The organism is Dactylosporangium sp. NPDC049742, from assembly GCF_040674675.1.
GTDB lineage: Bacteria > Actinomycetota > Actinomycetes > Mycobacteriales > Micromonosporaceae > Dactylosporangium > Dactylosporangium maewongense.
In genome coordinates this window covers 45,146-64,848 of the sequence record NZ_JBFANF010000016.1, presented here as the reverse complement: position 1 = coordinate 64,848, position 19,703 = coordinate 45,146, and the positions used below count along the sequence as shown (strand labels likewise).

Annotated in this window: 18 protein-coding genes; 8 read left to right on the top strand and 10 right to left on the bottom strand. The window is 73.7% G+C overall.

The window, feature by feature from the left end:
• The first annotated feature begins 117 nt into the window (after nt 1-117).
• Nucleotides 118-3,678, top strand: a complete 3,561-nt coding sequence (locus AB0J72_RS21330; RefSeq protein WP_363401216.1) for a trypsin-like peptidase domain-containing protein — start codon at nt 118-120, stop codon at nt 3,676-3,678.
• Here the strand turns inward: AB0J72_RS21330 and AB0J72_RS21325 are convergent.
• Both AB0J72_RS21325 and AB0J72_RS21320 read right to left on the bottom strand, forming a co-directional pair.
• The gene (locus AB0J72_RS21325) at nt 3,668-4,162 is read right to left on the bottom strand and encodes a hypothetical protein (RefSeq protein WP_363401214.1); all 495 of its coding nucleotides are present in this window, start codon (nt 4,160-4,162) and stop codon (nt 3,668-3,670) included. The two genes, AB0J72_RS21330 and AB0J72_RS21325, sit on opposite strands and share 11 nt — an antisense overlap.
• Nucleotides 4,159-4,917, bottom strand: coding sequence for a hypothetical protein (locus AB0J72_RS21320; protein WP_363401212.1), 759 nt, complete (start codon nt 4,915-4,917; stop codon nt 4,159-4,161). Before AB0J72_RS21320 ends, AB0J72_RS21325 begins: the two co-directional genes overlap by 4 nt.
• Before the next feature lie 153 nt (nt 4,918-5,070).
• Between AB0J72_RS21320 and AB0J72_RS21315 the strand changes: the two genes are divergently transcribed.
• Nucleotides 5,071-5,538: a PRC-barrel domain-containing protein gene (locus tag AB0J72_RS21315; RefSeq protein ID WP_363401210.1), complete on the top strand. Its 468-nt coding sequence runs from the start codon at nt 5,071-5,073 to the stop codon at nt 5,536-5,538.
• Nucleotides 5,535-6,398, top strand: coding sequence for a pentapeptide repeat-containing protein (locus AB0J72_RS21310; RefSeq protein WP_363401208.1), 864 nt, complete (start codon nt 5,535-5,537; stop codon nt 6,396-6,398). Before AB0J72_RS21315 ends, AB0J72_RS21310 begins: the two co-directional genes overlap by 4 nt.
• Before the next feature lie 24 nt (nt 6,399-6,422).
• Here the strand turns inward: AB0J72_RS21310 and AB0J72_RS21305 are convergent, their stop codons facing one another.
• Nucleotides 6,423-7,016 carry a TetR/AcrR family transcriptional regulator gene (locus tag AB0J72_RS21305; RefSeq protein ID WP_363401206.1) on the bottom strand — a complete coding sequence of 198 codons (594 nt, stop codon included), beginning with the start codon at nt 7,014-7,016 and terminating at the stop codon, nt 6,423-6,425.
• A gap of 87 nt (nt 7,017-7,103) precedes the next feature.
• On the opposite strand from AB0J72_RS21305, the gene wrbA reads away from it, so the two are divergent.
• The gene (gene wrbA, locus AB0J72_RS21300) at nt 7,104-7,718 is read left to right on the top strand and encodes an NAD(P)H:quinone oxidoreductase (protein WP_363401204.1); all 615 of its coding nucleotides are present in this window, start codon (nt 7,104-7,106) and stop codon (nt 7,716-7,718) included.
• Between the two features lie 28 nt (nt 7,719-7,746).
• On the opposite strand, the gene AB0J72_RS21295 is transcribed toward wrbA, so the two are convergent.
• The 4 genes from AB0J72_RS21295 to AB0J72_RS21280 form a co-directional block, all read right to left on the bottom strand.
• Nucleotides 7,747-10,227 carry an FtsX-like permease family protein gene (locus AB0J72_RS21295; RefSeq protein WP_363401202.1) on the bottom strand — a complete coding sequence of 827 codons (2,481 nt, stop codon included), beginning with the start codon at nt 10,225-10,227 and terminating at the stop codon, nt 7,747-7,749.
• Entirely contained in the window at nt 10,224-10,949 is a 726-nt protein-coding gene (locus AB0J72_RS21290; protein ID WP_363401200.1) for an ABC transporter ATP-binding protein, read from the bottom strand. The genes AB0J72_RS21295 and AB0J72_RS21290 overlap by 4 nt, the downstream gene beginning before the upstream one ends.
• Nucleotides 10,946-11,524 carry a PadR family transcriptional regulator gene (locus AB0J72_RS21285; protein ID WP_363401198.1) on the bottom strand — a complete coding sequence of 193 codons (579 nt, stop codon included), beginning with the start codon at nt 11,522-11,524 and terminating at the stop codon, nt 10,946-10,948. Before AB0J72_RS21285 ends, AB0J72_RS21290 begins: the two co-directional genes overlap by 4 nt.
• A gap of 139 nt (nt 11,525-11,663) precedes the next feature.
• A complete protein-coding gene (locus AB0J72_RS21280; RefSeq protein ID WP_363401196.1) occupies nt 11,664-11,993 on the bottom strand; it encodes a hypothetical protein in 330 nt (109 codons plus the stop codon).
• A gap of 379 nt (nt 11,994-12,372) precedes the next feature.
• Here AB0J72_RS21280 and AB0J72_RS21275 point away from each other — a divergent pair, with 379 nt between their 5' ends.
• Both AB0J72_RS21275 and AB0J72_RS21270 read left to right on the top strand, forming a co-directional pair.
• Complete coding sequence (locus AB0J72_RS21275) at nt 12,373-12,624, top strand: hypothetical protein (protein WP_363401194.1); 252 nt, start codon at nt 12,373-12,375, stop codon at nt 12,622-12,624.
• Nucleotides 12,625-12,664: 40 nt separating this feature from the next.
• A complete protein-coding gene (locus AB0J72_RS21270) occupies nt 12,665-14,047 on the top strand; it encodes an ATP-binding protein (RefSeq protein ID WP_363401192.1) in 1,383 nt (460 codons plus the stop codon).
• Between the two features lie 12 nt (nt 14,048-14,059).
• On the opposite strand, the gene AB0J72_RS21265 is transcribed toward AB0J72_RS21270, so the two are convergent.
• On the bottom strand, nt 14,060-14,398 hold the full coding sequence (locus AB0J72_RS21265; protein ID WP_363401190.1) for a hypothetical protein: 339 nt from the start codon (nt 14,396-14,398) through the stop codon (nt 14,060-14,062).
• Between the two features lie 68 nt (nt 14,399-14,466).
• Here AB0J72_RS21265 and AB0J72_RS21260 point away from each other — a divergent pair, with 68 nt between their 5' ends.
• Nucleotides 14,467-15,195 (top strand): zinc-binding dehydrogenase, encoded by a 729-nt coding sequence (locus tag AB0J72_RS21260; RefSeq protein ID WP_363401188.1) that lies wholly within the window; start codon nt 14,467-14,469, stop codon nt 15,193-15,195.
• Nucleotides 15,196-15,276: 81 nt separating this feature from the next.
• Here AB0J72_RS21260 and AB0J72_RS21255 read toward each other — a convergent pair whose 3' ends face one another.
• Both AB0J72_RS21255 and AB0J72_RS21250 read right to left on the bottom strand, forming a co-directional pair.
• Nucleotides 15,277-17,103 (bottom strand): AMP-binding protein, encoded by a 1,827-nt coding sequence (locus AB0J72_RS21255; RefSeq protein WP_363401186.1) that lies wholly within the window; start codon nt 17,101-17,103, stop codon nt 15,277-15,279.
• Between the two features lie 100 nt (nt 17,104-17,203).
• The gene (locus AB0J72_RS21250) at nt 17,204-18,376 is read right to left on the bottom strand and encodes a TetR family transcriptional regulator (protein WP_363401184.1); all 1,173 of its coding nucleotides are present in this window, start codon (nt 18,374-18,376) and stop codon (nt 17,204-17,206) included.
• 104 nt (nt 18,377-18,480) lie between these two features.
• Here AB0J72_RS21250 and AB0J72_RS21245 point away from each other — a divergent pair, with 104 nt between their 5' ends.
• The gene (locus tag AB0J72_RS21245) at nt 18,481-19,692 is read left to right on the top strand and encodes an acetyl-CoA C-acetyltransferase (RefSeq protein WP_363401182.1); all 1,212 of its coding nucleotides are present in this window, start codon (nt 18,481-18,483) and stop codon (nt 19,690-19,692) included.
• Nucleotides 19,693-19,703: the final 11 nt, after the last annotated feature.

The window sequence follows — 19,703 nt, the reverse complement described above, 5'->3', positions numbered from 1 at the left end:
GTTTCCGTCCAGAGCCGAGGAGGCCCGATCGAAGCCAGGGTACATCGAGACGTGCCGGTTTAGGATCGGTGCCGAACCACTGTGTTCCGACTGCCGCTGCGACGGTCCGGGGGTGCCATGGCTCACGCGTTCGGGCAGGCCCGCGGTGGTGTGGTGCAGATCTGGCGCGACGGCACCTTCAGGGGCTCCGGCTTCTTCGTCGCGGAGAATCTGGTGGTCACCTGCTCGCACGTGTTCCGTGACGGGACCGAGGGCGTCACGGTGGTGTGCCGCGACCGGGTCGTCGCCGGTGAGGTGCTGTTCCGGGAGCCGGTGGCCAGACCCCGGATGGGCGGCATGTTCGACTTCCCGGACGTGGCCTTCGTGGGCCTGCGGGAGCCGGTGGACGCGCCGGTGCGGTACCTCGACGACGGCCTGGTCGAGGACCGGCGGCAGCTGGAGATCGTCGGCTTCCTGGAGCAGCCCGGCCAGCCCGGCGTTTCCGCGGCGGAGCTGCCGGTCGAGGTCACCGGCACGTTCGGCAACTACCGCGCCGTCGACGCCCGCACCGCCATTCCGGGCGGGCTGAGCGGATCGCCGGTCATCGACCTGACGACCGGCCACGTGCACGGCATGTTGAAGGCGGGCGCCGGGGACGGCCTGCACGGCGGGCTGTACGTCAAGGCGGGCGACATCCGGGCGGTCATGGCGGAGCAGTCCGCGCTGCTCGCGGCGCCGATCACCAGCGCGCCGCTGCGGCGGCCCGATCCGTCCTCGTGGCAGCACCGGCTGCTCGTCGCCCAGCAGAACCGGGCCCGGACGGGCTACCCGTACGAGATCGCCCGGCCGAGCCGCCGGGACCTTCCCTCGCCCATCTCCGTCTACGTGGAGCGGCGCACCCAGCGGCGGGCGAAGCCACGGCTGCGGCGCCGGTCGACCTCGCTGCGCTCGGTGAAACCCGACGTCATGACGCCCGAGGAGATGATCAGGAAGCATCGCAACGCCCTGGTGACGGGCGTGCCCGGCAGCGGCAAGTCGACGCTGCTCGGCCATCTCGTGTACCAGTGTGCCGACTGGTGGCTGCACCACGCCGGTGCGGAGCCGGCCGGGCAGGAGGACCAGGACGGGCGGACCTGGCTGGGGCCGGTGCTCGCCGTGCGCTGCGCGGCGACCGACCTCGTCGGGCCGCGGCCCTGGCTGGAGTCGGTCGCCGCGGCGGTCAGCGCCGGCCTGGGCGGCGAGCAGAACCTCACCCTGCCGCCGTCCGTGTTCGCCGAGGCGCCGATGCCGGGCGTCGACTGGCTGCTCCTCGTCGACGGGCTCGACGAGATCCACGACCTGCGCCGGCGGGAGGAGCTCATCAGGACGCTGAGCAACCGGATCGCGGCCTACGGCTCGCCGATGCGGATCGTCATCGCCACGCGCGAGCTTCCCGAGCACGAGCTGAAGCTGCTGCGGACCGGCCTGCTCGGGCCGGCCGCCAACGCCCGGCTCGGCGACTTCGTCCTGCGCCTGTTCGACTGGGAGCGGGTCGAGGAGTTCGCGCAGAAGTGGTACCGGCCGGAGCAGGGCGAGCATTCGGCCGTTCCTCCTGAGGACTTCCTGCGCCAGGTCCGCTCCAGCGGCCTGCAAGGGGTCGTCACGGTGCCGTTGCTGGCGACCATCGCGGCGCTGGTGTACGAGGAGTCGCCGACGTCCCCGCTGCCGATCGACCGGGCCGGCCTGTACGAGGGGTTCGTCGACGCGCTGCTCAACGGCCGGCTGCTGCGCACCGACAGCCTGGCGATGCTGAAGGAGCACGTGAGCCGGCACGGAAGCTCCGCCGAGACGTTCGTCAACTTCCTGTACGAGCAGCGCCTCGCCTGCCTGGGAGACCTGGCGCTGCACCGGATGCGAGGGGACGGCCGGCCGTGGCCGGAGCTGCTGGCCGGATGGCTCGCGGAGCAGGACCGCCGGCCGCCGCCCGGCATCACCCAGGTGCATCTGCGGGAGGTGCTGCTCAGCACCGGGCTGCTGTTCCCCCGCGGCGACGACCTCGCCTTCATCCATCAGAGCTTCGCCGACTACCTCGCCGCGTTCGCGGATGCCGCCGCGTTCGACGTGGACGGATGGCAGCGGCGGATCGCCCGGGACGGGCCGGACAGCGCGGGCCTGTTCGCGCTGGCCGTCTGGAGCCGGGGTGGCAATGACCCGCTGCCGATCTTCGCGCGTCTCCTCCGGTGGTCCGGTGCCGATCACCCCGACTGGCTCGGCGTCGTCGCGGCGCTGATCGAAGACGGCGGACCGCTGGTCCGCGTCAGCCATCAGCGGTTCACGGCGACCATCGAGCAGGGCATCAGGCGCATGCCGGTGCCGGCCGACCGGGCGCTGCCGTCGCTGGACCGCGTCCTGCGCGGGGTCCTGCAGCGCACCGGGGACAGCGCGTTCCTGCACCGGCTCGCCGCGGGCCGGCGGGTGGACGCCGTGAAACGGGTGGAGGCGGCCCGGGTGCTGGTCGAGAGCGGCGGCGCCGCCGACCGGGCGGCTGGGCTGCGGGTGCTGGTCCGGCTGGCGCACGAGGACCGGGTCGACGCCGACGACCGGCTCTGGGCCCTGCGGACCCTGGGCGAGGTGGGCGGGCCCGACGAGCGCCGGGCGGCGGTCCAGCGGATGACGCAGACCGTGGAGACCACCGCGTCGGAGGCGACCCGGGTCCGTGGACTCATCCTGCTGGCCGGCATGAGCGAGCTTCCGGCGGCCACCTCCGCGCTGGTGCGCCGGGGCGTGGACGGCAGGCGGTCGCTCGGCGACCGTCTCGGCGCGCTGGAGACGCTCGGCATCCTGCATTCGGCGGTACGCCAGGACGGCCGCGGATGGCAGGACGCCGAGGAGTACGCGGGCGGGCTGACGGCCACCAGCGACGTGTGGCGGCCACCGCGGCAGGCGGACGGCGACGACCCGGTCGCGCGCGCCGACTCGCTGGCCAGCTACGCCGCCCGCGTCGCACTGGCGATCGGCACCGTGCGGGAGTACGACCCGGAGCGCACCGACACGTTCCTCGCGGTGGTGATGCGCGACCGGGCACTGACCTGGTTGCAGCGGGTGTCGATCGTGCGGAAGCTGCACGGGTCCTCGTCGGTCCCGACCACCCGCCGCGCGCTCGACCATCTCGCCGCCGACGCGCGCGACAACGCGGCGAACCGGGTCGCGTCGATGTGGCTGTTCGCCGATTGGCTGGAGCACGACGAGACGGCCGACCGGGTGCGGAGTCTGGCGCGTGACGCCGACGCCTCGATCGAGCTGCGGCGCGAGGGCCTGACCTCACTGATGCGCAACCGTGGCTGGGAGGACGGGTTCTTCCACGACTTCGTCGGCGACCGGCGGCAGCCGCCGACGCTGCGCGTGCACGCGGCGCTGCTGCTCATCCGGGCCGACGAAGCGCCGGCCGGCGCGACGTCGCTGCTGCGGGACCTGCGCGCCGAGTTCAAGGGTCGGCCGGGCCCGCTGCTCGCCGTCACGTCGGCGTCGGCGTCGCTCGTGGGCGACCGGGTGTTCGAGTGGCTCGTCACGCGCGTCGGGGTGCTGGTGGAGCGGCTCCTGGAGCGGCTGGTGAGCTACGACCCCCGCAGCGACTCCCGCGACAACTCCGGCGACAACTCCGGCGATGGCTCTCGCGATGGCTCCGGCGATGCCGACCGGCGCGACCAGGTCAGGGCATGACCAGCTGCAGCCAGGCGCTCATCGGCCCCGTGCAGCCGGCGGAGGGCACCCGGCCGCAGTATCCCGAGTCCCACCACCAGACCAGCGCGAGCACCAGCAGCAGGATGAGGCCGCCGGAGAGTCCCCGCAGCCGCACCGTCCGGGTCCGCAGCATGGTGAGCGAGGACTGCGCGGCCCTGGTCGCCGTGACGAGCGTGTCGCCCAGCCCGTAGACGATCGCGGGCGGCCGGAGCCGGCAGAGCCGGAAGAGGGAGGCGAGGAGGAAGTCGACCCCGAGCAGCAGTACACCGATCAGCACCGTCACCGCATCGGCGAGCATCAGGACGTACCGGAGCAGCACCGGCAGGACGAGCCGCAGGGCCGTGCGCGCCGCCAGCAGCACACCGATCGCCGTGACGGGGAAGGCGAACAGCGACCCGCCGTCGTCGAGCGGACTGGACAGCGTGGTGAACAGCCATGCGTAGAGACTGTCGAGCGCCGTCATCCGTGCTGTCCGGAACGGCCGTCCGACGTCCGCTCGCCGAGCACCTCCACGATCTCGCCGAAGCGGGTCACGACCGCACGGAGCGCCGCGGCCCGTTCCTCCGCCGGGATCCCGGCCGCCGGATCGAGGGCCCGCGCCGCGGCCTCGGCCATGTCGCGGTCCAGCCGCACGGCCGCCGCGAACGCGTCGGCGTCACCGGCCAGGTCCGCCGGCTCGGACCCGCCGGTCTCCAGCAGCTGGTGCAGCAGCTGGCGCTCGCCGGCCTCGGCGGCCGTCGCCACCCAATGGAGGCGCAGATCGGTCAGCTCGACACCGCACGGGAGCGTGACCGCGCCGGGGAACACCTGGCGCAGCCGGTCCGGGCCGGCGTCCGGCGCGTGGCCGAGCCGCCGGTGCAGTTCCTCCCGCAGGCCGTCGGCGCAGACGGACGGGGCGTCGGTCACCCGGTGCCGGACCACCGCGACCGGATCGACCACCCGCATCGTGCCGGAGCCCGCGACGGCGAGGACACCGGCCGGGCCCGTCGCGACCTCCAGCTCGAACTCGACCGGGCTGGGCCGCACGTCGACCTCGTAGACCAGGTAGGGACCCCGCCACCACAGCTCGCCGGCGGTGTAGCCGCCCCGGGGAGCGCTCAACCGCCCACCGGCGCTGCGGTAGACGAACACCGTGCCGGGCGCGCCCGGCCGCCGTGCGATCAGCGGCAGGCGGCGGAGCTCCTCCACGTACAGGACGGGATTGTGCCCGGGCATCATCGATGGCCTTCCTCAGGTCGACGTCGTCGCACGCAAGGTAGGCAACGTTGTACCGCATGTGATCGGCACGGGCAATGGCGGACCTTCGACGCGGTTCGCGGCGGTGCACGGAAGGTTACGATGCGAGCACCGCGGCTCGATCGGAGGGCGACGATGCACGTCGAAGACGGACAGCAGCTGGTCGGCAAGGACGTCCGGGACAAGGACGGCGACCGATTGGGCCTGGTCAGCGCGATCCACGTCGATGTCGACAGCGAGGAGGTGCTCCTGCTGCAGGTGACCGCCGACGCCGATCTGGAGGCGGTCGTCCCGGCGACGACCGCGCGCTTCGACGCGGCCGGCGGAGCGATCGTGCTGCCCTACACCGCGACGAAGGTGCACCACGGCCCGGTCCTGCGGTCCGGTGCCACCATGTCCATCGGTGAGGCCGCCGCGGTGTTCGACTACTACGACGCCGGCGCCGTCGACCTGCGCGGCACCTCGCTGACCGAGCGGATCACCGGCCTCGGCGACGTCAGCGCCACCCATCGCAGCGTCCGTCCGTTGCCGCCGATCGTGGTGACGCGCCCGTCGCTGGGACCGGCCGACGGCGCCGTCGCGGCGGTCGGGGACGACCAGTGAACGACAGCGACGCGGCCGACCCCCTGGAGCGGGCGAACGACCGGATCCGGGACGCGAGCAAGTGGCTCGTCGCGAGCGCCGCCGCCGTCGGCGCGGCCCTGATCGCCGGCAGCCAGCTCTCCGACATCGGCCGCCTGCCGGTCGGCGCGCCGACCTCGGTCGAGCACGCCCGGCTCTGGGTGGCGGTGCTCGGCGCGGTCCTCGGACTCGTGGCGGTCGTCCACGTCATCTGGCGCGCCGTGCAGATCCTGCTGCCCGCGCTCGTCACCATCGAGGAGCTCGACGCGGCGTGGGCCGCGCCGCCCCGTGACCTGCGGCCAGTGGTCGCGTTCTTCCGGGCCCGGCCCAAGTACCTGCAGGGCTTCAGCACGCCCGGGGAGCTGATCGAGCACCGGGCCGAGCGGGCGGACGCGTTGGCCGGCACGGCGGAGCGGTCCGGCGGTGTCGGCGAAGAGGAGGAGATCCGCGGCGAGATCACCGACCTCGACCAGCGGATCACGACCATCGAGATGATGGCCGCCCACGAGCGGTTGAAGTCGCAGTTTCACGGCGCGCTTTCCCGGCTGCTGGTGTCCGCGGCGGTGGCCGCGCTCGGTGTGACGGCGTTCGCCTGGGCCGCCAACCCGCCCGATCGGGAGGCCGGCGCGGATCTCCGCAACGCCCGGCTCGTCGGTGCGTTCCTGCGGGACGGCGACCTGCGCAACGCCAAGCTGGACCACGCGGACCTGACCGGGGCGGACCTCACCGGCGCCGACCTCACCGGAGCGTCTGTCGTGGGGACCATCTGGCGCGACACGACCTGCCCTGACGGCAGGAACAGCGACGAGGTGGGCGGAACCTGCGCCGGCCATCTTTCGTGACCGGTCCCGGTGCCGCCGGTGGCGTCACCCGTCGCCGAGGAGAGCGTCCAGGACGGTGTCCAGGCCGGACCTGATGCGGTCGGGGGTCAGGTCGAGCACGCGCTGCTGGTGGTCGAGGACGGCGGGCTGCAGCAGCGCCAGCAGGACGCTGGCGGTGTAGGCGGCGTCGCGGGCCGGGTCCAGCTCGTCGAGCAGCGTCACCAGGTGCAGGTGATAGGTCTTGTACGGGCCGCTGCCCCACCCCTGCGCCGTGGTCGTGGCCAGCAGCCGCAGCTCCCACTGGTCGCGCTGCAGGTCCAGCAGCGCGTGCAGGAACGCGCGGATGCGGGCGGCGGGGGGCGCGCCCGGGCCGAGGGGTGGGGGACCGCCGAGGAACGCCTCCTGGAAGCGGACCTCGTGGCCCTCCATCAACGTGTACGCGAGGCCGCTCAGATCCCCGAAGCGCCGGTACGCGGTGCCCACGCCCACGCCGGCCTCGCGGGCGACCTCGTCGAGCGCCAGCCCGGCGACGCCCCTAGCCGCGACGATCCGTAGCGCGGCGTCGACGAGCCGTTGCCGGTTGCGGGCGGCGTCGGCGCGCTCCGCGGGCGGCTGGCCGGCCATGGGCAGTGGTTGCACGTGACGATCCTCCCATCCCTTGTAAGTGGAACTCATTCCACTTAGGCTCGTGACGTAAGCGGAAAACATTCCACTTGGAGGACCGTCATGGGTGCCAAGGTCGCCGTCGTCTACTACTCCGCCACCGGCAACGTCCACACGCTCGCCGAGGCCATCGCGGCCGGCGCGGCCGACGCCGGCGCCGAGGTGCGCCTGCGGCGGGTGCCGGAGCTGGCCCCGGACGCGGCGGTCGACGCCAACCCCGCCTGGCGGGCACACCTCGACGCCACCAGGCACGTCGAGGTCGCCACCCACGACGACCTGATCTGGGCCGACGCCTACGCCTTCGGCTCGCCGACCCGCTACGGCAACATCGCCGCACAGCTCAAGCAGTTCATCGACACCACCGGCGGGCTGTGGGCGGCGGGCCGGCTGCAGGACAAGGCCGCGACCGCCTTCACCAGCGCCGCCAACCCGCACGGCGGCAACGAGTCGACGCTGCTCGCCCTGTACAACACCTTCTACCACTGGGGCGGGTTCATCGTGCCGCCCGGCTACACCGACCCGGCCATCCACGCGGCCCGCGGCAACCCCTACGGCATCGCCCACCCCGGTGCCGAGGGCGCCCCGAGCGCCGCCACCCTCGCCGCCGCCCGCCACCAGGGCCACCGCCTCGCCGTCACCGCCGCCCGCCTCGTCGGCACCCTCACCGCCGCCCGCTAGAGCGCGTCGGAGGCGGGCCGGCGGAGGGTCAGTCGAGCGGCTGGCGGGACAGGGCCGGGGCCTCCTTCCCGGCCAGGAGCCAGCCGCCGGTGTACGCGACCGCCGGCAGCCCGACCAGGATCGCCGCGAGCGCGACCGACGGCGGGTGGCCCAGCCAGTGCAGCGCCCGGTGGTGCCAGGAGAGCAGCGCCAGGTAGGCGCCGGCCGTGCCGAGCAGCGCGCCGAGCAGGGCGAGCGCCCCGGCGGTCGCGGCGGTCAGCGCCCGGCGGGTGCGGCGCGGCGCGCCCGCCGCGGTCAGGGTGCGCAGGTCCCGGGCGGTCTCGCTGCGGATCAGGCCGACCGTCACGGCGAGCACGCCGAGCGCGACCGCGATCCCGATGGCGGTCGCGAACAGCGCCACCCGGGCCACGTCCGCGCCCGTCGGGCGGGTCTCCACGGTGAGGCCGGACCGCTGGGCCGTCTCCTCGGCCCGGTCGATCTGGGCCTGGGTCAACGGGCGCGGGGCGCGGACCAGCCAGCCGCCCGGGACCGCCTGCAACCGCAGCGTGGCCATGGCGTGGGCGGTGATCAGCGAGCCGGGCAGCGACGGGTACGCCGGCAGGTCCGCGTGCTGCACCTTCGGGCGCCAGTCGTGCTGGTCGGTGGGGAACAGGTTGTACCCGTCGTAGCTGGCGCGGAAGGTGACGATGTCGGTGTCGGCGGCGATGCTCGACGGGTCGATCCCGTAGTGGCGCAGCACCTCCGGCGTCGCCACGAACAGCGGGTCGGCCTCGGAGCTGCTGTACTGGGTCCTCGCGCGGCCGCCGATCGTCTCGCGGTGGGGGATGCCCATCTGCGACACCGGACGCCCGCCGCCGGGCTCGCCTGCCTGCGGCCCGTGCGGGTCCATCGCCGCCTGGAGCGGGAGCACCGACGTGGCGTGCAGCGCGGCGGCGATCGCGTCGACCTGCTGCCGGGCGGCGGCCTCCTGTTCCGGTGTCGTCGCCGGTACCGGTCCGTCGAGGCCGGACGGCGCGAGCCACACGACGAGCTGGTCGGCCGGCAGGTTGCCGCCGGCCGGCGCGGCCGCCTTGGCGACGGACACGGCGGCGGCGAGCGCGAGGGCGGCCGCGATGCCGACGGCGAGGGTGATCGCGGCGACCGCGGCGCTGGAGCGGGCCCGGTAGCGGGCCAGGTCGCGCAGCGCCAGCCGGGGCGCCAGCGGGACGAACCGCGCCAGCCGGCCGGCGGCGGCCACGCCCAGCGGGGCGAGCAGGAGCAGGCCGGTGGCGATGCCGAGGACGCCGCCGATGAGGTACGGCGGCTCGTCGTGGTGCGACGTGAAGAGCGCACCGAGCCCGGCGGCGAGGAGCGCCACGCCGGCCAGCGCGAAGCGGTGCGCCGGCCGGGGCGGTACCGGGCGCGCCGACAGCGCGGCGACGACCGGGACGCGGGCGGCGGCCCGGGCCGGCCACCAGGCCGCACCCACGGCGGTGAGGACCGCCAGCAGCAGCATGGCGGCGAACGCGGACCAGGGCAGGTCGAATCGGTCGATGCGGCGCCCGATCAGCGGCTCCAGCCGGGGGCTGAAGGCGGCCCATCCGGCGAGCCCGGCCACCGCGCCGATCAGCGCGCCGGTCGCGCCGATGACGGCGCCGTTGGCCACCAGCACGAGCCGGATGTGCCGGTGGCTCGCACCGATCGCGCCGAGCATGCCGAGCGCCCGCATCCGCCGCTGGGCCATCACGGTGAACCCGGCCACGGCGAGCAGGCCCACGAACAGCAGGCCGATGGTGGCGAGCACGAGGACCGTGACCGTGCCCGGATCCGTCTGCGTGCCGCGGAACTGGGCCGACATCCCGTCCGGCTTGCGGGCCTCGCGGAACTGCTGCTCGGTCGAGCGGATCAGCACGGCGGTCTGCGCGTCGGCGCCGGCCTGACCGGGCGCGACGAGCACGAAGTGGTCGAGCAGGTTGAGCGGGTTCTCGACCAGGCCGACCACCGTGCGGTGCCGGCCGCCCTGGTCCCAGGTGCCGCCGACGCGCAGGCCGAACGTCTTCGCCACCCGCGCGGTGACCGCGACCTCGTCCGCGCCCTGCGGGTAGCGGCCGGCGGTGAGGCGCAGCATCGAGCGTCCGAACGGGCCGTTCGGGTCCTGGGCTCGCAGGTCGTACGCCGTGGCCGAGCCGGGCACCGCGATCTTCTGATGGTTGATGACCTCGATGGTGCCGAACGAGGTCCGCAGCGTGGCGAGGTCGGCGTCGGCCTGCGCGCCGGTGCTGCCGATCGTGGCCAGGCGGTTGGCGGTGCCGAACGTCGCGGCCTGCGGATCGCCGGCGGAGCCGGCGTAGCCGAGCCCGGCCGTGGTCGCGGCGACGGCGATCACCAGCAGCACCAGGACGAGCGACTGCTGCCGCCACTCCCGGCGGAACAGCCGCCACGCCCAGCGCACGACCGCTCGGCGCGCCGGCATGCCGCCGTGGCCCTTGCCCAGCACCGGCGGCGGCCGCTCCGCCACGGCGGCGCTCATCGGGCCGCCTCGCCGGCCAGCAGCGATTCGGGCCCGGACCGCGGCGCCGTCCGGTCGACGATGCGCCCGTCGCGGATGAACACGACCCGGTCCGCCCACGAGGCGAGCTGCGCGTCGTGGGTCACGATGACCGCGGCCAGCCCGCGCTTGCAGGCGGCCAGCATCATGCGCATGACCGTCTCGCCGTTGGCCGAGTCGAGGGCGCCGGTCGGCTCGTCGGCGAGCAGCAGCCGCCGGTCGCCGACGACGGCCCGCGCGATCGCGACCCGCTGCCGCTCCCCGCCGGACAGCTGGTCGGGGAAGCGGGCCGCCCGGTCGGCGAGCCCCAGGTCGTCGAGCGCCCGCTGGCCGGCGGCGCGCGCTTTGCCCGCCGGGACGCCGTCGAGCTCCAGCGGCAGCGCTACGTTCTCGGCCGCGGTCAGGCCGGGCAGCAGGTTGAAGTCCTGGAAGACGTACCCGATGGCGCGCCGCCGCAGCCGGCTCCGGTCGTCGCGCGACATCCCGCCCAGCGACTGCCCCGCGACGTGCACCTCGCCGCTCGTCGGTGACTCCAGCGCCCCGGCGATCGTGAGCAGCGTGCTCTTGCCCGAGCCGCTGGGCCCCATCACCGCGACCATCTTGCCGGCCTCGACCGTCAGCGACACCTCGCGCAGGGCGTGGACCTCGTCGCTGCCGTCGAGGTACGTCTTCGACACGCCGTCCAGGCGCAGCACGTCGCTCATCGACGGACCCCCGTCCGGCGCCGGATCAGCGGTGTCGCGGGCCGCTCCCGGGGTGGCTCGAGCGCGGCGCGCTTCAGCCGGCCGTCGGCGGTGTCCAGCCACTGCACGACCGAGTCGAGCCGGTACAGCTCGGCGTCCACGACGAGCGCGAGCCCGAGGTCGAGGTCGGCCTCCTCCTCCTTGAGCCTTGTCCACTGCTGCATCAGCTCGACCAGGTACCGCCGGTGCGCCTGGATGACCTCGTGCACGTCGACGCCCGGCAGGCGGACCGCGACGAGCACCTTGATGACCAGCTCGTCGCGCGGCGGCGACTCCAGGTTGGGCGGGGTGCGCAGCCATCCGGCGAGCTCCTCCGCCCCGTCGTCGGTGATCCGGAACCCCCGCTGCGGCCCGGGCTCGGCGTCGCCGTCGGACTCCACGAGGCCGTCCCGCTCCAGCCGCTGCAGGGTCGTGTAGACCTGCCCGACGTTGAGCGGCCACACCTCACCGGTGCGCGCCTCGAACTCCTCGCGCAGCTGCAGCCCGTACTTCGGACCCTCGCTGAGCAGCGCCAGCAGCGCGTGCCGGATGCTCATCGGATCGACTTCCTCGATATCATGCCCCGTATAATACTCAGTATACTGAGCTTGTCGAGGAGCGCCCTTCCGCGCTGCTTCGGCTCAGGGGGTCAAGGGCTCCGGTCAGGCCGTCACCGTTCGCAGTTCAGGGGAAGCGTCACGGACAGTTCGGTGCCGCAGCCAGGCGGGCTCCTGACATCGATACCGCCGCTGAGAGACCTGACCCGGTCCTCGAGACCGACCAGGCCCGTGCCTCCGCCAGGGTCGGCGCCCCCGACACCATCGTCGCGGATCTCCAGCGTGAGCGTGTCGGCTTCGCGTAGTACCAGTCGAAGGCCAGGAAGCTCGCGAGCGCCACTGGGATACCGAACGCGGCGCCGGCCCGAGATGTGATCGCCGCGATGCCGAGAAGGCCGAGCACGAAGACAACCGGCATGGTGAGATACGGTCCGTAAATGACCGCGGTAGCGACGATCGGGAACGTCACCGCGGCTGCCAGAAGGGCAAGCGCCGATGTGACACCTGTCCGGACGGCGCCTCTGAATGCGAAACCAGTCACAACGCCAAACCCTGGTCGCTGAGCCGTACCCGCGAACGCACCCCACAATCGTCCCTCCGCTGGCCGCCCTTTCACATCGCCTCTGCCGCACGGGCGACCCAGGGAGCGGAGATCGCGGCGGCCGCGAACAGTGCTTGTCGGGCCGGCGGCGAGGGCGGCCGACCCGGCCCGGGACCGCAGGCGCCGTCCTCGATGTCCCGTGTTTCGGATCATCCTGGTGGGGAACATCTGGTGCATGCAGCCACGTGCGTCAGCGGGAGACGAGATCGTCGTTGACACCCAGCCGTTTCTGCGGGTGGGTGTGGGCATGCCGGTCGTCGACGAGGCCGGGGAGCAGATCGGCGTCGTGTCGGCGGTGCAGGGACCGGGGACCGACATCCGCCCCGACACGATCGCCGGGATCGCCGAGCACCTGATGGGCACCGGGTATGCGCGCATCGACGGCACCGGATTCCTGTCCAACGACGTCTACGCCGCCGGCAACCAGATCAGCGGGGTGACCGACGACGTCGTCGAGCTGCACGTCGGCCGCGAGGAACTGCACCGCGCCACGAGCTGAACGCCCCGCCGCGGCTCCTCCCGTGGGGGATGATGCTGCGATGGATGAACGCGCGGGCGACTTCGTCACGGCATTCAGGGCGTTCCTGGAGGAGGTCGTCAGCGACCACCGGGAGCGGCAGGACACCGAAGGGCAGCTCGTCCCGGTCCTGACCGATCACCTCGGCAGCGACCCGCGGCGGCTGCCCGTCGTCACCGAGGAGCTCGCCGGGCACCAGTTCGTCGACCTCGACATCGCGCTCGACGAGGTGCAGCGCCGCGGCGGGCGGCACGCGCTCATCGGGATCGGCGGCGGCGAGCAGCGCCGGCACCAGTCGCTGAGCGAGATCCTGCAGCACGCCGGGCGGTATGGCCAGTTCGGCGTGGCCGCCGTCGACTACGCCAGCGTCGCCACCGGCCCGGACACGGCGCGCCAGGCGGTGTCGTTCGGGCTGCGGCTGCTCATGTACGACGGAGCGCCCGTCGCCGTCCTGCAGCGCTCGCCCGACATGCGCGTCGGCCAGCCGATGGCCCGGATGGAGGTCGTCACCGCGGTCGAGGGCGTGGCGGCCCGCCTGATCGAAGAGGTCGGCGCCCTGATGCTGCGGCGGTCGGTGCTGCGCGGGCAGGTGCTGTCGCTGGGCGGCTCGGCGTACGAGCGCGGCGTCGGCCAGATCTCGTTCCACCGCCGCCCCGACGTCACCGAGGCCGACATCATCCTCCCCGACGGCGTGCTCGCCCGCGTCCACCGGCACGTCGCCGGCATCGCCGAGCACCGCGACCGCCTGCGCGCCGCCGGCCAGCACCTCAAGCGCGGCCTGCTGCTCTACGGCCCGCCCGGCACCGGCAAGACCCACACCGTCCGGTACCTGCTGTCCGCCCTGCCGGACGTCACCGTCGTCCTGCTGGCCGGCCCGGCGATCGCGTTCGTCGCGGAGGCCGCCAGGATGGCCCGCGCGCTGCAACCGGCGCTCGTCGTCCTGGAGGACTGCGACCTGGTCGCCGAGAGCCGCGAGCTGCACCACGGCCCGCAGCCGCTGCTGTTCACCGTCCTGGAGACCCTCGACGGCCTCGGCGACGACGCCGACGTCGCGTTCCTGCTCACCACGAACCGCGTCAACGTCCTCGAACCCGCCCTCGCCCAGCGCCCCGGCCGCGTCGACCTGGCGGTGGAGATCCCGTTGCCCGACGAGGACTCCCGTCGTCGCCTGCTGCGCCTGTACGCCCGGAGCCTCCCCTTCACGGAGCCCGCGCTCGACCGTGCGGCCGCCGCCGCGGCGGGCGTCACCGCCTCGTTCGCCAAGGAGCTCCTGCGCCGCGCCGTCCTCATCGCCGCCGAGGAGGGCACCAGCCCCGCCGACGCCCACCTCGCCGCCGCCCTCGACGAGATGCTCTCCCAGGCCGAGTCCGTCACCCGCTCCCTGCTCGGCACCCCGGCGTCCTGACGGCGGGCGCGCCTACGCGGTGAGGGTGTCCCAGGCGGCCATCGCGCAGGTGATGACGGTTTCCAGGTCGGCGCGGGTGGCGCCGTCGCGGGCCTGGATCGACAGGCCCTGGACCACGGTGGTGTAGTACCGGGCGACGGCGTCCAGGTCGGTGGCCGGGGCGGGGAGGTCGCCGTCGGTGCCGCCGCGGGCGAGCCGGTCCCTGATGGTGGCGTGCATGTCGCGCCGCCGGTCGGCGAGGAACTCCCGGACCGTGTGGTTCTCCACGGCGCCGGTGGGGGCGGCGAGGATGAGCATGCAGTAGTGCGGGGTGTCGGGGCCGGTGATCTGGTCGGCGGTGGCGCGCAGCATGGCGTGGACCGCGGCGCGGGCGGTCGGCTCCTCGCGCAGCGCGCGCCGGGGCGGCTCGCGGCGAGGGGGTGACCGGCCTGCGACCCGGCGCCCACGTCGTCGGCGTCAGCATCGCGGGCGGCGCCTTCGCCGAACACATGGTGCTGCCCGCGGCCGCGGCGGTGCCCGTCCCACCGGGATGGCAGGACCAGGAGGCGCTGGGCCTGCTCGTGAACTGGCCGACCGCCCTGGCCGCGCTCCGGCCGCTGGGCGGGCTCACCGCGGGCCAGGCCGTCCTGATCCAGGCCGCGGTGGCGATGGCCAAACACTACGGCGCGACGGTGATCGCCACCGCCGCGCCGGGCAAGCACGACGTGGTCCGCGCCCTGGGCGCCGACCACGTCCTCGACTCCCGCGGCGCCGGCCTCGCCGCCGACGTCCTGCGCCTGACCGGCGGCGCCGGCGCCGACCTGGTGCTGGAGTCCGCCGGCGGCGCCGCCCTCGAGGCCAGCCTGGCCGCGACGAAACGGGTCACCGGCCGGGTCGTCGTCTACGGCCTGGCCGGCGGCGAGGCCACGATCACCAACTGGGACCTGGTCTACCGGCACCAGGTCCACGTCGTCGGCCTGAACATCGGCGTCCTGATCCAGGCCGCCCCGCAGGTCTTCGGCGAGGTCATGGGCGAGCTGTCCGGGCTCGTCGCCGCGGGTGTGCTCGGCCCGGCCGCCCCCACCACCTACGACCTCGCCGAAGGTCCGAAGGCGCTCATGGACCTCGAAGGGCGAGCCACCGTGGGCAAGCTCGCCCTCCTACCCTGAGACCTCCTGCCCTGAGACCTCCTGCCTGAGACCTCCTGCCTGAGACCTCCTGCCTGAGACCTCCTGCCTGAGTTCCCGGGGTCAGGCGTACATCTCCTCGATGACGGTGGCGTGCTTCGAGGAGACGATCCGGCGGCGGAGCTTCAGGGACGGGGTCAGCTCGCCGGTCTCGGGGGTCCACGCGGACGGCATGATGCGGAAGGTCTTGATCTGCTCGGGGCGGGACAGGCGCTCGTTGACCGAGGCGACCACCGCCGACACCGCCGCGTGGACGGCCGGGTCGGCGGCGAGCGCGGCGAGGCCGACGTCCGCGAGGCCCTGCGACGCGGCCCAGACGGGGACGACCTCCTCGTCGAGGACGATCAGCGCGGTGATGTACGGCCGCCGGTCGCCGATCGTGACGGCCTGGCCGATCAGCGGGCTGACGCGCAGCAGGTTCTCGATCTGTGCGGGGGAGATGTTCTTCCCGCTGGACGTGATGATGAGCTCCTTCTTGCGGTCGGTGATGGTGAGGAACCCGTCCGCGTCGACGGCGCCGACGTCGCCGGTGGAGAGCCAGCCCTCGGTGTCCACAATGGACTGCGTGGAGCCGTCGGCGTCGAGGTACCCGAGGCACACCAGCGGGCCGCGGACCTGGATCTCGCCGTCGTCGAGCAGGCGCACCTCCATGCCGGCGTTGGCCCGGCCGACGGTGCCGGGGCGGAAGGTCGTGGGGGTGTTGATGGTCGTGGTGCCGGTCGTCTCCGTCATGCCCCACACCTCGAGCACGTCGACGCCGAGGCCGGCCAGGAACACCAGCACGTCCACGGGGATCGGCGCGGCGCCGCTGCCGGCCCAGCGCATCTCGTCGAGGCCGAGCAGGGCGCGCATCGGTGCCAGTACCTTGGCATCCAGGGCGGCGAGCTGCGCCGCCTGGTCCTCGGCCAGGACCTTCCCGTCGGCCCGGGCGTGGAAGCTCTCCCGGGCCAGGCCGCTGGCGGTCTCGAACGCGGCCCGGACTGCCGGGTCGGCGGTGGCCAGCTGGGCCTGCACGCCGGCGGCCATCTTCTCCCAGACGCGGGGGACGCCGAAGAACGAGTGCGGCCGGACCGCGCGGAGCGCGGCGACGAGCTGCTTGCCGTCGGTGACGATCGTGGCGTGCCCGACGCGGTAGAGCAGGTTGTAGATGCCCAGGACGCGCTCGGCGATGTGCGCGAGCGGCAGGTACGCGAGGGTGCGCGGGTGGTCGGGCACCTCCACCGCCCCTTCGAGGACCCCGCACTGGTAGACGACGTTGCGGTGCGACAGCAGGACGCCCTTGGGATCGCCGGTGGTGCCGGAGGTGTAGAGCAGCGTGACGGGCTGCTCGGTGCGCACCTGCCGCCACGCCCGCTCGAACTCCGCCGGGTCGGCGGCGTGCAGCGCGGCCCCGTCGGAGGCCACTGTGGACAGTGCGGTCGTCCCCTCCTGTACCGCGTCCTCCTCGACGACGATGACGTGCTCGACGGCGGGCAGGTCGCCGAGGACGGCCTGCCAGCGTCGCAGCTCGGGCAGGCCGTTGACCACGATGACCTTCGCGCTGCTGTGCTGGGCGATGTACCGCAGCTGCTCGGCGCTGAGGGTGGCGTAGGCGGTGCAGGGGACGGCGCCGAGGTGCACGGCGGCCAGGTCGGCGACCCAGTGCTCGATGCGGCTCGGCAGGCTCATGATCATGCGGTCGCCGGGGGAGAGGCCGAGGGCGCTCAGCCCCCGGGCCACGGCGGCGACCCGGTCACGCAGCTCCAGCCAGGTGACGGAGTCATCGGTGTTGAAGGTGCTCAGCGCCACCAGATCGGGGTGTTCGGTGGCGTTGCGGTGCAGTAGTGCGGGAATGCTCGTGCTGGCGGCGATGTCCGCGCAGCGCGTCGCGAGGTCCAGGTTGGCGGTCACGGACTCAGCCTCCTCGGCCGACGGATCAGCTCTGGGAGGGACTGTAACTCCCGATTAACTTATTGGGAAGAGATCCGACGTCAGGCGCGTGAACCGTGATTCAGGCGTGCAAAGCCGCCAGTGCGAGGCCGGCCGTCTGCGAGGAGTAGCCGGGGGTGCGGTCGAAGCCGCCCAGGCGGCCGATGTCGGTGACCGCGTTGAGCGCCGCGTGCACGAGGACCCGCGTGTCGGCGACCGGCAGCTCCGGCCGGACCGCGCCGACGAGCCGCACCCACTCCTCGACGTGCAGGCGCTGCGCCCCGCGCAGCTGATGCCGGTCGGCGTCGGGCAGGTTGTTGTTCTCGGCCAGGTATACCGCGACCAGGTCGCTCTGCCCGAACGCGAAGTCGACGTACGCCGCCACGACCCGCCGCAGCGCGTCGGTGGGGTCGCTCGCCTCCGCGATCGCCGTGCTCGTCGCGCCGGTGAGCCGGTCCGTGGCCCGGTAGTAGGCGGCCGCGAGCAGGTCGGCCTTGCTGGGGAAGTACCGGTAGACGCTGGACGCCTGCATGCCCGCCGCACGGCCGATGTCCTCGACGGAGACGGCGTGGAAGCCGTGCCGGTGGAAGAGCCGGATCGCCTCGATGAGCAGCAGCTCGCGGCGCGACGCGGGCTTGATCACCGCGGGTGCGTCCACGCCGCCCGCCGGCAGCTGCGGCGGGTCGGCGCGCAGCAGGGTCCACGCGACCCGGGTCAGCAGCCGCGCGGTGTCGGTGCCGGTGGCCGCCACGCGGTGCGTGGTGACGCTGCCGAACGCGCTGAGCGCGGCGTTGACCAGCAGCTCCGCCTGGCCCGCGGCCAGCTCGGGCCGCATGGCGCGCAGCGGTCCGGCGAGGCGGCCGACCAGCTCGGTGAGGCCGGCGCCGAACTCGCGGCGGTGCTCCACGGTGAGGTACCGCCGCTCCCACTGGTACAGCCCGGCGGCGCGGCGCTTGGCCACGGCGATCCCGGCGACCGCGGCGAGCAGCTCGTCCAGGGTGCCCTCGGTGGTGGCGGCGAGCAGCGCGCTGACGAGGTCCCGGGTGGCGTGCACGAGGATCGCGTACTTGTTCGGGAAGTGCCGGTAGACCGCGGGGCCGCTGATGCCGACGACCGCGGCGATCTCGTCGACGGACACCCCGTGGTAGCCCCGCTCGCAGAACAGCTCGGCGCCGGCCAGGGCGATGCGGTCCTTGCGGTCCTTGGGCCGCTTCGCCGGCGTGGCGGGCTCCGCGCTGTTCGCTGCTGTTCGCACAGGGTACAGGTTAACGCCGCCACGACAACGCTTGACAACTGAGCGCACCGGCACAGAAAGTTAGGCGGGATTCGCATCCGAGAGCGTTTAGGCGAGGAGTGGCCATGGCACCCGAGGCGTACATCTACGACGCGCTGCGCACGCCGCGCGGCCGCGGCAAGCCCACCGGAGCGCTGCACTCGGTGAAGCCGGTGTCGCTCATCAGCGGCCTGATCGAGGAGACGCTGCGCCGCGCGCCCGGCCTGGACCCGGCCCGCATCGACGACGTCGTGCTCGGCGTCGTGTCACCGCTCGGCGACCAGGGCGCCGACATCGCCAAGACCGCCGCCCTCACCGCCGGGCTGCCCGACACGGTCGCCGGCGTGCAGCTCAACCGGTTCTGCGCCTCCGGCCTGGAAGCCGTGAACGTCGCCGCGCAGAAGGTCCGGTCCGGCTGGGAGGACCTCGTCCTCGCCGGCGGGGTCGAGTCGATGTCACGGGTGCCGATGGGCTCCGACGGCGGCGCGTGGGCCCTCGACCCGGAGACCAACTACGACACCGGCTTCGTGCCGCAGGGCATCGGCGCCGACCTGATCGCCACCCTCGACGGGTACAGCCGCGAAGACGTCGACCGCTACGCGCTGCAGTCGCAGACCAGGGCCGCGAAGGCCTGGGCCAACGGCTACTTCGCCCGGTCCGTCGTGCCGGTGCGGGACCGCAACGGCCTCGTCGTCCTCGACCGCGACGAGCACCTGCGAGCGTCCACACTGGAGGGTCTCGGGCAGCTGCCGGCGTCGTTCGCGACGATCGGTGAGCTGGGCGGCTTCGACGCGGTGGCGTTGCAGCGGTACCACTGGGTCGAGCGGATCGAGCACGTGCACACCGCCGGAAACTCCTCCGGCATCGTCGACGGCGCGTCGCTCGTCGTCATCGGCAACGAGGCGGTCGGCGCCGCCGCCGGCCTGACGCCCCGCGCCCGCATCGTCGCCACCGCGGTCAGCGGCGCCGACCCGACCATCATGCTCACCGGCCCGGCACCCGCCGCCCGCAAGGCCCTCGCGAAGGCGGGCCTCGGCGTCGACGACCTGGATCTCGTCGAGATCAACGAGGCGTTCGCGGCCGTCGTACTGCGGTTCGTCGCCGACCTGGGGCTCAGCATGGACATCGTCAACGTCAACGGGGGCGCCATCGCCATGGGCCACCCGCTCGGCGCGACCGGCGCCATGATCCTCGGCACCCTCACCGACGAGCTGGAGCGGCGCGGCGGCCGCTACGGCCTCGCCACGCTCTGCGTCGGCGGCGGCATGGGCATCGCAACCGTCATCGAACGCCTGTAGGGGGACACAGA